Source organism: Bacillus sp. 3G2 (assembly GCF_044324725.1).
Taxonomy (GTDB): domain Bacteria; phylum Bacillota; class Bacilli; order Bacillales; family Bacillaceae_G; genus Bacillus_A; species Bacillus_A mobilis.
In genome coordinates this window covers 3,460,980-3,474,890 of the sequence record NZ_CP172246.1, presented here as the reverse complement: position 1 = coordinate 3,474,890, position 13,911 = coordinate 3,460,980, and the positions used below count along the sequence as shown (strand labels likewise).

The following is a 13,911-nucleotide window of genomic DNA, read 5'->3' as shown; positions in this document are numbered from 1 at the left end:
AATTTGAGATATAAAGTCACTTTATGTTCATCCGTTTTTATTTTTTTCTCTATAATTAATATCCAATCAATTTACCTCGCTAAACATAATATATAGAAAAACAAGAAAGAGGTGTAATTTGATTTGGCTAATCTGGGAGAACTTAGTGACGTAGATGTAACGAGCAAGATGCCTTCGAATAATGATATTTTGACTTATGATAGAACAAAATCAAAATGGGTTCCAAAAGGCCCAGAAGATACATTTAAATCAAACACATATTTGCTTGAATTAAATAGATGGAATGCTAAAAATGATGGCACTGATGCCGTTAACACTTCTCAAGGTATTAATAATGCTTTAAAGTGGGCATCTCAACAAGGATATACAGAAGTTGTATTACCAAAAGGAACGTACTTGATTGATAAAAATAAACCAATTGAACCACAAAGCTACCTAACGCTAAATTTGAATGGTGCAACTTTAAAAATGGAAACAAATAACTTGACGGGATATGCGATTGTAAGCTTCTGTAACAATCAAGTTTACTCTAGGGTTACAAATGGTATTATCCAAGGAGATAAAGATACGCATGATTACACTAGCGGAGGAACACATGAGGGAGGGTACGGAGTTGCAGTGGGGAGTTTTACTCAGGTTGCCGATGGAGGGAACAATACAAGATTTGTATCTTTAGATAATCTAGAGATTTTGAATTGTACAGGAGATGCTATTACACTTAACAGCACTTTTGGTCAGATTTCGCCATTCCCAACATCATTAGCTAGTTCATTTGAACAAGGCTCAATCAGTACAACAGATGGTTCGTTAGTAAGTAGTACGACAAAGATACGCTCCAAATTACAAATTGATATGAAGCAAGCGGCTATTGTAAAGTATGGTTATTTCGGTCTTTATGGGAATGGCTTTGGCGGGTTGGGTACCGATATAATATGTGATTATTATGATGTTATTTTTTATAATTTAAGTAACGCATTTATATCTGCTAAAGTTAATGTGCAATTTTTTGATGAAGTAGAAGTTCCTAATGGAGCAAGCTATGCTAAAATTGTTCTTCATCAAAGTACTGTTCCTGCTTCCACAAATTGTTTAATAAATGTTCGGGTCCCTTCTTTTTCTCAATATACTTATATTGAGAAATGCAACTTACATCATTGTCGTAGACAAGGGATTACTGTAGCTGGCGCAAAAAATGTGTATATTCGTGATAATGACATTCATCATATCGCAGGTACTGATCCACAAAGTGGAATTGATATTGAAGATGGATATGATTTGAACCAATATATCTATATTGAAAGAAATAATTTTCATGATAATCAAAAATATAACATTATTGTTGTCAATGGGAAATTTATTTATATAGTAAACAATTCCCTTATGAATACACTTTCAAATGCTTATGTTGGGGTATCGATTAATGGTGGTGCAGATAGAGTAATTGTAAGCGGGAATAATATCCGACTAGCAAAGGTCTTTTTAGCAGGAGATGTTATTTTCTCTAATAATTATGTGTATGGAGCACAAATAAATGCTCAAGGTGTATATGCAAACAGATCTATTAATATATTTGATAATGTTTTTTATAACAGTAAAATGATTATTGATACACCATTCCCATATGTAGTTAGGGTTGATTCTTGTCGCTTTTTTAATGATGTAGATAAACTTAACTCCTTGTCAACGATGTTTCAATGGACTCTAGAAGTGAAAAATGAACCACAAACGATATCAAATTGCGTATTTGAAGGACAAGATGTATTATATTTAAATTATTCAACAGCAGGAACATTTAAACCAGGATGGATTTTTGAAAATACAATATTTAAAAATGTGAAAACTCCAACTTTATTTGCGGGAACGTATACAAATTGTTTCTTTAAAGACATTGTGTTTTTAGGTGCACAATCAAGTACAGTAAATTCGTTAGAATTAAGAGAATGTAAGATCATTAGTACGGATATAAATAATACGTTACTTACAGTAAATAATTTCAAAACATTCAAAATGATTAATTGTTACATTGAAAAAACAAATGGAACAGTCTTAAATATTCAAAATGTGTCTGATGATATTATATTAAGCGGGAATGTTATAAAAATTACAAATGATACTCTTTCAAGATCTATTATTATTTTAGATGTAGCTTTTGCGGGGAAACAAGCAGTAATTCAAAATAATAATGTAACTGCTACGAACTTAACACAAGTAGGAATTGATAATAGAACAGCAAGTAATACTCTTCAACTTGTAATGAAAAATAATGTGTTAAATAATGCAACAATGATGATTACAGGAAAAGAATTTCTGCAAGGAAATATTGTTTACGGTGTGACGGATCCATACTACCGAATGTCAAGTATTCCAACATCAGGTTATTATAGATTAGGACAAGAAGTGAAAAATTCAAATCCGACTGCCGGGGGATATGTCGGCTGGATTTGTACGACAGGCGGATATGCAAATAATCAAACATGGGTAGCATCTAAATATTATTCGAAAGGTAGTAGAATTAATTGGGGTAATCATGTATATGAAGCGTTAAATGATGGTACGTCATATACAAATGTACCTACCTTTTCATCAGTTTCCGGTATTGTAGTTACTGATAATAATATTATATGGAAGGAAATTGGGTCATTAGCAGTATTCAAAACATTCGGATTTATAAACGAGTAATGTAGTTATTCATTTTTAGTTATTAATAAAAAAAGAAAAGCTATTTTTTCTTTTGATAAGCTGAAGCGCACCTCAAATGTTAGCTACATTTTAAGAATTGGAGGTGCATTTTTTTATGGCCAACCTATATGTTTGTTATATGTCAATTTTTCCAGAATTTATATATGTATCTAGATATCCTATCTTAATTTTTAATTGGTCAATAGTGCTTTTTCTGAGTTCATCATACATAAAAAATGATTTGTTTTTAATAGAATCAAGGGTGAAAGGAAGAGAAGCGGTAGCCCTTCCTTCTTTTTATTTATTATATTGATATGGTTTAGGAAAACGCTCTGAAAAATTTGAATGAGGGGGATAATTATATATGAAGAGACTTTTTGATTTGCTAGTTGCTTTGTCACTGTTGTTAATTCTCTCATTGCCTATTCTAATAATAGCTATTTTAGTTAGGATTAAGCTAGGCTCTCCGATCATATTTAAGCAACAACGTCCAGGACTGTATGGAAAAATATTCTACCTTTACAAATTTCGTACAATGACCGATGCAAGGGATAAGAATGATCAGCTCTTACCTGATCAAATGAGGTTAACCTCGTTTGGGAAATTTCTTAGAAAATATAGTTTAGATGAATTGCCGCAGCTTATAAATGTTGTAAAAGGTAATATAAGTTTAGTAGGACCGCGGCCATTATTAATGGGATACTTGCCGTTATATTCTAATGAACAAGCTAAAAGACATCATGTAAAGCCTGGAATGACTGGATGGGCACAGGTAAATGGGAGAAATAGCATTTCATGGGACGAAAAATTTAAACTGGATGTATGGTATGTTGAGAATCAAAGTTTTCTTCTAGATTTAAAAATTTTATATTTAACTGTTAGCAAAGTCTTAAAATCAGAAGGCATACAAAATGGTAGCCACGCAACTATGCCAATTTTTAAAGGGAGTATTAAACATGATGAAAAATAATATGAATATCTTGTTTACTAGTTCTGGTAGGAGAGTATCTTTAATAAAAAAATTTAAGGAAGTTTTTGAGAAAGAAAAAATGAATGGGAACATCTTTACTGCAGATTTAAAAGAAACTGCCCCGACTGTTCATTTTAGTGATAAGCATTTTATTGTTCCGAGAGTAGTAGAAGAAAATTATATAGAAGAGCTATTACAAATATGTCAAAAAGAAAATATTGGCTTAGTTATTCCATTAATTGATACGGAATTGATTCTTTTAGCTGAAAATAAGCGGATTTTTAAAGAACTTGATGTAAAAGTATTAGTTTCCGGGAAAGAATTAAATGAGATAGCTAATAACAAAGTAAATACTTATAACTTCTTTACTTCTCATAATATCCCCACACCTAAAGTATATAGTGATGAGGAGATTGAAAGAAAAGAATATCAATTTCCATTATTAATTAAACCTTATGATGGCAGTTCTAGTAAAGGTGTAACAAAAATTATGAATGAAAAGGAATTAGAATTCTTCAAGGGGTATATACCTAACGCTATGATACAAGAGTACGTTTCAGGAGATGAATACACTATAGATGTCCTAGTAGATTTTTATGGGAATATAAAAACTATTGTTCCTAGATTGCGTATAGAGACACGAGCAGGTGAGGTAAGTAAAGGTGTGACAAAGAAGGACATTCAAATTATCAAAGCAGCAGAAACTGTAATAAAAGCTCTCCCTAATCCTGTTGGCTGTATCACTTTACAATGTTTTAAAAAGGAAGATGGGCAGATTACGTTTATTGAAATAAATCCTCGTTTTGGTGGAGGGATTCCGTTATCGATTGAAGCGGGAGCGAACTTTCCACTATGGACAATTGAAATGTGTCAAGGAAAAATCTTTACAGAGCAAGATTTCAATTGGAGAGAAGAATTAACAATGCTTAGATATGATGAAGCAGTTTTTACGGAGAGTACTTAACATGGTGATCAAAGCAATTGTTTTTGACATGGATGATACTTTGTATAAAGAAAAAGATTATGTCGTAAGTGGCTTTAAAGCAGTGGATGATTGGATTAAAGTGAATCACAAGAAAACTGAATTTTATAATATCGCAATGCAGTTATTCAATTCGGGGGAAAGAAAATTAGTGTTTAATAAAACACTAGAAAAGTTAAACATTGATTATGATGAAAAATTGATTGTTAATTTAATAGAACAATATAGGATTCATAAACCAGATATTCAATTATTGGATGAAGCAGATTGGGTACTAAATAATTTAATTAATACCGTAAAAATAGGACTAATTTCAGATGGATATTTAGTTGCTCAAGAAAGAAAAATAAATGCATTAAACTTAAAAGAGAGAGTTCATTCAATAATTCTCACTGATAAGCTTGGAAAAGAATGTTGGAAGCCGAGCGAAATCCCATATGAAAAAATAAGTAAGGAATTACAGGTGCCTCATCAGCAATGTGTCTATATAGGAGATAATTTAAGCAAAGATTTTATAACAGCCAAGAAACTAAAATGGTTAACGGTTCACATTAATAGAGAGGATGGAATTTATCATAATCTTATTGTTGAGCAAGCTTATAAAGCACATTATACAATTGATAATTTAAGAAGATTACCTGATATACCAGTGTTAAAGCATATGTTTCTAGATACATAGTATTTAAATATGTATAAAGGATGTGTTTACATGCAAACAATTCAGCATAAAAAACGAATCTATCTCTCTGCACCGCACATGAGCGGAAATGAACAAAAATATATTAAAGATGCCTTTGACTCAAATTGGATTGCACCTCTAGGTCCAAATGTAGATGAATTTGAAAGAGAGCTTGCTTCTTTTGTAGGAGTTAAAAGTGGGGCTGCGGTTAGTTCAGGTACTGCTGCCATTCATTTAGCCTTACAATTATTAAATGTTCAAAAGGGGGATACAGTATTTTGTTCAAGTTTCACTTTTGTAGCGAGTGCAAATCCGATTGTTTATTTGGGGGCTGAACCAGTATTTATTGACTCTGAACCGGAAACATGGAACATGTCACCGCAAGCTCTAGAACTTGCGTTGCATGATGCTGATAAAGCTGGGAGATTACCAAAGGCTGTTATTCTTGTTCATTTATATGGTCAGAGTGCTAAATTAGATGAAATTCTTTCGTTGTGTAATCATTATGATGTTCCTATAATTGAAGATGCAGCAGAATCTCTAGGTTCTACATATAAAGGGAAAGCAAGCGGTACATTCGGAAAGTTTGGTATTTATTCATTTAATGGAAATAAAATTATTACAACTTCGGGCGGTGGAATGCTTGTTTCTGATGATGTGGAAGAATTAGAAAGAGCGAGATTTTTAGCGACACAAGCAAAAGATCCAGCACCACATTATGAGCATAGTGAAGTAGGATATAATTATCGAATGAGTAATATACTAGCTGGTATTGGAAGAGGACAATTAGAAGTGTTAGAAGACAGGGTGAAAGCTAGAAGATCTATATATAAACGGTATTACGAAGCGCTATCTTTCATACCAGGATTTTATTTTATGCCTGAATTAGAAAATACTCGTTCAAATCGTTGGCTCACTACATTGACAATTGATGAAAAGGAATCCGGGATCTCTATTGGAAAAGTGTTGAGAATTTTAGCAGAAGAGAATATTGAGGCACGTCCTACGTGGAAGCCACTTCATATACAGTCGCTCTTTAAAAGGAAGAAGTACTATCCGCACAGAAAAAATGAAGATGTGTCGCAGCACCTATTTCAAAGTGGTGTTTGTTTGCCTTCAGGATCTAATATGTTAGTTGAAGATCAACAAAGGGTCATTCAAGGCGTTTTAAAGGCTCTAGAAGGAAAGAAATAAAAAGTAAGTAAAAGTGGAATTTGATTTGTAAATGTACGAATAAAAGTTCTTTATAATGAATTTTTTTGTGAGAAATATTTGCGAATACTCAGTTTAAATTGACATAAAAAGGATATGGTGCTAGGTTTTAAATATCAAAATCTTAATCTACAAGCGAATTAAAGTAAATAATTGAGACGGTAATAAAATAAGTGGTTTTGTTCTTTAAAAAGAATGATAAAGAGGCATGTTTAACGAATTTAATATATAAATAGTATTTGTATTAACTTTTCATATATTAGGAGGGAAAAATGAGCGCTATAACTGGCATTATTCACTTTAATAACGAACCTGTATCAATTGAACATGGCACACGATTAATGAGTGACTTACAAAAGTACCCTACTGATGATATTCAAATATGGCGTAAAGAAAACGCTTTTCTGGGATGTCACGCACAATGGATTACACCAGAGTCAGTTGGTGAACAATTACCCTTCTATAATTATGAAAAACAACTGGTAATTACAGCAGATGCTATTATTGATAACCGTGATGAGTTGTTTGAAAAATTACAAGTAGATTATGCGGATAGAAAAAATATGACAGATAGTGAGTTGATTTTGCTCTCTTATGAGAAATGGGGAGAAGCAGCACCGAAATATTTGGTGGGCGATTTTGCCTTTATGATTTGGGATGAGAAAAAACAAATACTGTTCGGAGCTAGAGATTTTTCTGGGAGCCGAACACTTTATTTTTATCGTAGTGAGAATAAATTTGCTTTTTGTACTATCATAAAGCCGTTATTTACTCTACCATATGTTGAAAAAACATTGAATGAGCAGTGGATTGCTGAATTTTTAGCTATACCTGTAAATTTCGAGTCAGTAGATCCACAGCTAACAGTCTATAAATATATAGAACAGGTCCCTCCATCACATACTGTTTTGGTAAAGAATGGAAAAGTTGAATTTTCGCGATACTATATACCAACTGCTGGGGAAATGCTTAATTTAAAATCAAATGAAGAGTATGAAGAGGCGTTTCGAGAGGTGTATCAAAGTGCAGTGAAGGCACGTTTACGAACACATCACGAAGTAGGAGCTCATTTGAGTGGAGGGCTAGACTCAGGGTCTGTTGTTAGCTTTGCTGCAAAAGATTTACGCGCTGAAAATAAAAAATTACATACGTTTAGTTATGTTCCAGTAGAAGGTTTTGAAGATTGGACACATAAAGGTAGGATAGCTGATGAAAGACCTTTTATTCAATCAACTGTAGGGCATGTAGGGAATATACAGGATTATTATTTAGAATTGCCGGAGAGAAGCCCACTATCGGAAATTGATGATTGGCTAGAAACAATGGAGATGCCATATAAATTTTTTGAGAATACTTTTTGGTTGAGTGGAGTTTATGAAAAAGCATCTCAGCGTGACATAGGAGTACTCCTTAGTGGCCAAAGGGGTAATTGGACAGTATCGTGGGGGCCTATGTTAGATTACCAGGCAATGTTGTTAAAAAAATTACATTGGATTCGTTTTTATCGTGAACTACATTTGTATAGTAGAAACCTAGGAGTGAAAAAAGCACGTGTTTTTGAAGTGGTAAGAAGAAAAGCTTTTCCGTTTTTTCATCAGTTACTTTCTTCAGAGGAACAAGATGTTTTTCCTATAATAATCAATCCGGAATTTGCAAAAAAAATGAATGTTTTTGATAGACTCAAAGAACAGAATGTTGATATAACAGGTACTTCTATCTCAACTGCATATGACATGAAAAGAGAACAATTTGAAAAACCATATTATTGGAGCATAAATGGAACGTATGAAACGAAATTATCGTTACGTTATGCTTTATGGGATCGTGATCCTACAAATGACTTACGGATTATTCAATTTTGTTTGTCAGTCCCAGAAGAACAGTATGTTCAAAATGGTTTAGATCGATCTCTTATTCGCAGAGCCACAAAAAATTTCCTTCCTGATAAAGTACGATTAAATCAACGCGTCCGAGGTGTTCAAGGTGCAGATGGTGTTTACCGTATGACTCCATTTTGGAACGAATTTATTGAGGAAGTTCAAGAACTTAGTGTAGATCCAATAATCTCTGAATTTCTAAATGTAGAGGTAATTAAGAAAGCTATCTCAAAAATATGTAAAGAACCTCGACCAGAATATGCATTTGATTTAGATTTTAGAATTTTAATGCGTAGCTTAATCTTCTATCGATTTATAAAAAAAAATAATATGAAAGGAGGTGATACGTATGAAAAAGGAATGGAAACAACCTGTATTAGAAGTACTTAATATTAATATGACTATGGCGGGGCCAGGACATAAAACTCCTGACGCAATTCAACCTGATCCAGATGATCCAGTGAAGTATAGTTAAGTTGTTGAACAAATAAAGCTCTTATATAGTTTTATTATATAAGAGCTTTCAAAAAAATTGACAGTGTGGGGGGAATAGGATGATCGATTCGAGGAGAAATGTGTTATACAAAGCCTTCGGGTTAAAAATAGTAAGTGAAATCCCATTACCCGAGTTGTCTCAGCTGAATGAAAAGAAAGAGATGGCAGATGTTCAAATCGAAATAACTGATTTATCTGAACGGTGGGATAGATATGACGAATCACAACAAAAAACCATTGTAGTGGAAGATGATGTAGTGATGTTTCATGTTCCTCAAACTGCAATATTTTCTATCCAAGCGGGCGAGAAAATTACTTTTTCACCTATGTCAGAGGCGAAAGAAGATAAAATTCGATTATACATTCTGGGAACTTGTATGGGGGCACTTTTAATGCAGCGGAAAACACTCCCATTGCATGGAAGTGTAATTGCCATAGACGGGAAAGCGTATGCATTAATTGGTGATTCAGGAGCTGGAAAATCAACGTTAGCCTCGGCTTTTTTGAATGCAGGATATCAACTTTTAAGTGATGATGTAGTTGCTGTGTCTCTTTTGAATAAAAATACTGCAGTAGTTTATCCTTCTTATGCACAACAAAAATTATGGCAAGAGAGCATAAATGAGTTAGGAATGGAAGTAGCGCAATTTAGCCCTTTGTTTGAAAGAGAAACGAAGTATGCTGTTCCTTTGAATTCTCAATTTTTCCCCGATCCATTACCCCTTGCTGGTGTTATTGAATTAGTAAAAACACAGGGAGAAGATATTGAAATGATCCGTATAGAAGGTCTCACACGCTTGTGCAAGTTATACCAACATACTTTTAGAAATTCTTTGATTTCTAAATTAGGATTGATGGAATGGCATTTTGAAACTTCATCTAATGTTGCAAGTGGAATGGAGATGTTTCAATTAAGACGCCCGGATTCAAAATTTACAGCTCATGAGCTTGTGCAAGTTATTCTAAATACTATACAGAAAGGGAGTATGGTTGATGGTTGTTCATTCGAGAAACATATCATTAGAACATAATGTTGTACAGAGTGAAGGTAATATAGTAAGTGATATGGATGGAGAAAAAGTTATGTTAAATGTCCAAAAAGGAAATTATTATAACTTAGGTGAAATAGGCGGAGAAATTTGGGACCTTATTGAAAAGCCGATAATAATTAAGCAGCTTGTTACTATGTTAGTATCTAACTATGATATTGAACAAAAAGATTGTGAAGAACAAGTTCTTTCCTTTTTAGAGTGCTTATTTCAAGAAGGTTTAATTCAAATAAAAGATCAGCCTAATAGATAGATTTGTAATTTCAAAAGAACTGTTAGGAAAGGATTAATGAATATTGTGAAAAGAATAAGGGTATTTTTATCACTGAACATGGAAATAAAGCTTTTATTTTTAGAGGCTTTTATTTTTTTAGGGTGGGCACGTGTGCTAAAAAGTGTTACCTTTTCCAAAGTTGCACCTTCTTTAGGCGATTACATGAACGAAACAGCAGTTGTTCAAATTCAGCCACACGGGGATACACTAAAGAAGGTGTCTGAAGCTATTTCTATTATGAGTCGTTATACTTTTTGGGAAAGTCAGTGCCTTGTTAAAGCTATAGCTGGGATGAAAATGCTCGAAAAACGTCGCATTGAGAGTACTCTTTATTTAGGAACTGCTAAGGATAGTCATGGGGAATTAATTGCGCATGCATGGTTACGAAGCGGTTCTTTTTATGTTACTGGATCAGAAGGAATGGAGAAATTTACTGTTGTTGGATCATTTGCAAAGAGGCTGAGTGAGGACGCTATTAAAGGAGAATAAAATGGAGAAAGATTTTGGTCTTAATGTAGAGTTCATGTCTAAAGAATTGAAACTTCTTTTTACAATTTTGAAGTCACAAGATGATGAAACAATGCAAATTTACAGTAATGAATGGTTTTCGAATATTGATTGGGAGATATTTCTTGAGCAAGCTGTGCATCATCGTGTTTATCCGGTGATATATCAAAAACTTAAGCAGGTGGATGAGGAACTAATTCCTTCCTATGTTGTACAAACCTTGAATAGGAAATATAAAAAAAATACATTTCACATGCTTTATTTAAGTGCTGAAATGGAACAAATAAATAAACTATGTAATGAAAATGAGATTCGTATGATTTTTCTAAAAGGACCTGTACTATCTCAAGACTTATATGGAGATATTTCTTTACGAACATCCTGTGATTTGGACGTTCTAATACCAATGCAAAATTTAGAAGAAGTAGAAAAGCTACTTTTAGAACAGGGGTATGTAAAAGATGATTATATTCAAACGATATTAAATGATTGGAAATGGAGGCATCATCATATAACATTTTTTCATCCAACAAAGCAGATTAAGCTTGAGATTCATTGGAGGTTAAATCCCGGACCTGGTAAGGAACCTGGGTTTGAAGAGCTTTGGAAGCGAAAGAGAAAAAGTACCCTTACGAGTAATTCTGTATATATGTTAGGGAAGGAAGATTTATTTTTATTTCTTGTATCGCATGGTGCAAGACATGGTTGGTCCAGATTACGTTGGTTAGTAGACATAAAAAAAATTGTCGGTCAAGATCTTAACTGGAATGAGATTCATAAATTAATGAGAAAATATCAAGTGCTTCATTTAGGAGGACAAGCATTAATTTTGGTATCACAATTGCTAGGTTTACGGCTAGATGAAAGGATGACGGAATTAGTAGCTAAAAAACAGTCGAAGCAGTTAGCACAAGAAGCACTGTTTTATTTCAAGAAAATGATAAATTTACATTCAGAACCTGTTCCTGAAGAAGTACTTTCCTATCATAGTAGACATTTATTTTCACTGATGTCTAATCAGCAAAAAATTATATTTATTTTGAGCCAACTTTATCCTTATCCAATTGATGCAAAAACATTACCGTTACCTAAATTTCTTCATTTTTTATATTTTCCTTTACGACCGTTTTTATGTCTTTGGAGGAAAACAAAGAAGCTTGCTTTGTTATAGGGGGAACATCGATGAATCATATTATATATTTTATGAAGAAATTATACTCTTCAGCGGGAAAAATACTGTATGTGAATTTATTTGGTATGGTTTTAATAAGTTTACTTGAAGGGATAGGTATTATTTTATTAATTCCTATGATAAGTATGACTGGAATAATGAATATAGGCGAGGAGACTACTTTTATTGCACCTGTCTCTAGATTTTTGCAGGATTTTCCTAAAACAACAAGTCTAGTTTCTATTTTAGGTATATATATACTAATAGTGTTAGGTCAAAATTTACTACAAAGAAATATAACGCTAAGGGATGCGAGAACGCAACAAGCTTTTGTACGAGAATTAAGAATAGAAACATATAGTTTGATTTTAAAAGCAAAGTGGAGTTTTTTTTTAGAGAAAAGGAAAACAAATCTAATAAATATATTAACTACAGAATTGGCTCGAGTAAGTTATGGGGTTAATTTAATTTTACAATTGTTAGCTGCTGTTCTGTTTACATTTATACAGGTGGGGATTGCGTTTTTATTATCTCCCCAAATAACGATATTTGTTTTGGTCTTTGGCTTATTATTCTTGGTAGCTTCTCGTGTTTTTATAAAAAAAGCACGAATACTAGGCAGTAAGACCTCAGAATTGGCAAAAGACTATCTTTCTGGTATAACAGATCAATTTAATGGAATTAAAGATATAAAGAGTAATACTTTGGAAGCATCACGTTTAGACTGGTTACAATTTATAACTACAAAGATGAGAAATGAGCAAATGGAGTATATGAGAATAAGATCGAACTCGCAATTGTTTTATAAAGTTTCAATGGCTATATTAATTGCATTTTTTATATTATTATCGGTAAGTATATTCAAAGCTCAACCGGCCCAATTATTATTAATCATACTTATCTTTTCGAGACTTTGGCCACGATTTATGACAATTCAGTCCAATCTTGAACAACTAGCTGCAAGTATTCCTGCTTTTAAGTCATTATGGGAGCTGCAAGAGGAATGTAAGGAAGTGTTTGAAATGCAGGATATACATCAGCAAAAGCATATAAAGCCGATTTGTATTGAACAAGGTATTGAGTGTAAGGGTGTTCACTTTCGTTATAATAAGCAAGAATCTTTATACGCACTTCAAAATATTAATGTACAAATTCCAATAAATGGTATGACGGCCATTGTGGGACATTCTGGTGCAGGAAAAAGTACATTAATTGATGTATTAATGGGATTAATCCAGCCAGAAAAAGGTCAAGTGTTAATAGATGGTACTCCACTTATAACTGATAATTTATTGTCATTAAGACGGGCTATTAGTTATGTACCACAAGATCCTTTCTTATTTAATGCGAGCATAAGGGATAATTTATTGATGATTGAACCGAATGCAAGTGAGGAAGAAATTTGGGATGCATTAAGTTTTGCGGCCGCCGCTGAATTTGTACAAACACTTCCAAAGGGGCTTGATACACTGATTGGAGATCGTGGGGTGAGGCTTTCAGGTGGTGAACGTCAGCGACTTGTACTAGCTCGAGCTATTTTAAGAAAGCCATCGATTTTAGTATTAGATGAAGCTACGAGTGCATTAGATACTGAAAATGAAGTGAAAATCCAATCAGCAATAGAAAGATTGAAAGGAACAATGACTATTGTTGTGATTGCGCATCGTTTATCTACTATACGCAATGCAGATCAAGTCATTGTCTTAGGAAAAGGTGAAATTGTCCAAAAAGGTGAGTTTAATCAATTGGCTAAAGAGAGAAAAGGTGTATTCCGAAGTTTGTTAGGGGCACAAATGGAAGTTGGTTCTTAGAGGAGAAAAAGTGAATGAAGTTTTGTATGCAAGCAGTTCGAATCGAATAAAAGCCCGAGTAATGGTCAGTTATAACAAGATCTTATTCGGGCTTTTATTTGTACGTTTTCTACATTTAGGGAGTAAATATAAATGAGTACCTTGCAATGAATAATACTAAGTGGTATATTATGGATATAGCAGGTACCGTGTATTGAACAGTACT

11 protein-coding genes and 1 pseudogene are annotated in these 13,911 nt (G+C 33.2%); all 12 read left to right on the top strand.

All coding sequences use genetic code 11. From position 1 onward, the window contains the following. Positions 1-168: 168 nt before the first annotated feature. The 12 genes and pseudogenes from ACHZK0_RS17775 (at position 169) to ACHZK0_RS17720 (ending at position 13,706) form a co-directional block, all read left to right on the top strand. Positions 169-2,679: a right-handed parallel beta-helix repeat-containing protein gene (locus ACHZK0_RS17775; RefSeq protein ID WP_377919556.1), complete on the top strand. Its 2,511-nt coding sequence runs from the start codon at positions 169-171 to the stop codon at positions 2,677-2,679. Between the two features lie 364 nt (positions 2,680-3,043). Beyond that, the gene (locus tag ACHZK0_RS17770) at positions 3,044-3,649 is read left to right on the top strand and encodes a sugar transferase (RefSeq protein ID WP_377919314.1); all 606 of its coding nucleotides are present in this window, start codon (positions 3,044-3,046) and stop codon (positions 3,647-3,649) included. 1 nt (position 3,650) lies between these two features. After that, the gene (locus ACHZK0_RS17765) at positions 3,651-4,613 is read left to right on the top strand and encodes an ATP-grasp domain-containing protein (RefSeq protein ID WP_395761734.1); all 963 of its coding nucleotides are present in this window, start codon (positions 3,651-3,653) and stop codon (positions 4,611-4,613) included. Between the two features lies 1 nt (position 4,614). Beyond that, entirely contained in the window at positions 4,615-5,310 is a 696-nt protein-coding gene (locus ACHZK0_RS17760; RefSeq protein ID WP_395760763.1) for an HAD family hydrolase, read from the top strand. A 30-nt stretch (positions 5,311-5,340) separates the two neighbouring features. Then, positions 5,341-6,504, top strand: coding sequence for an aminotransferase class I/II-fold pyridoxal phosphate-dependent enzyme (locus tag ACHZK0_RS17755; RefSeq protein WP_395760762.1), 1,164 nt, complete (start codon positions 5,341-5,343; stop codon positions 6,502-6,504). Positions 6,505-6,794: 290 nt separating this feature from the next. Further along, positions 6,795-8,723: pseudogene (locus ACHZK0_RS17750) on the top strand (asparagine synthase-related protein); the annotation flags it as partial. Between the two features lie 25 nt (positions 8,724-8,748). Continuing rightward, on the top strand, positions 8,749-8,874 hold the full coding sequence (locus ACHZK0_RS17745) for a paeninodin family lasso peptide (protein WP_120450774.1): 126 nt from the start codon (positions 8,749-8,751) through the stop codon (positions 8,872-8,874). A 79-nt stretch (positions 8,875-8,953) separates the two neighbouring features. Beyond that, the gene (locus tag ACHZK0_RS17740) at positions 8,954-9,925 is read left to right on the top strand and encodes an aldolase (RefSeq protein ID WP_395760761.1); all 972 of its coding nucleotides are present in this window, start codon (positions 8,954-8,956) and stop codon (positions 9,923-9,925) included. After that, the gene (locus ACHZK0_RS17735; RefSeq protein WP_395760760.1) at positions 9,888-10,196 is read left to right on the top strand and encodes a lasso peptide biosynthesis PqqD family chaperone; all 309 of its coding nucleotides are present in this window, start codon (positions 9,888-9,890) and stop codon (positions 10,194-10,196) included. The genes ACHZK0_RS17740 and ACHZK0_RS17735 overlap by 38 nt, the downstream gene beginning before the upstream one ends. 36 nt (positions 10,197-10,232) lie before the next feature. Beyond that, entirely contained in the window at positions 10,233-10,706 is a 474-nt protein-coding gene (locus tag ACHZK0_RS17730; protein WP_395760759.1) for a lasso peptide biosynthesis B2 protein, read from the top strand. Between the two features lies 1 nt (position 10,707). Next, positions 10,708-11,895 carry a nucleotidyltransferase family protein gene (locus tag ACHZK0_RS17725; protein WP_395760758.1) on the top strand — a complete coding sequence of 396 codons (1,188 nt, stop codon included), beginning with the start codon at positions 10,708-10,710 and terminating at the stop codon, positions 11,893-11,895. A gap of 11 nt (positions 11,896-11,906) precedes the next feature. Further along, on the top strand, positions 11,907-13,706 hold the full coding sequence (locus ACHZK0_RS17720) for an ABC transporter ATP-binding protein (RefSeq protein ID WP_395760757.1): 1,800 nt from the start codon (positions 11,907-11,909) through the stop codon (positions 13,704-13,706). Positions 13,707-13,911: the final 205 nt, after the last annotated feature.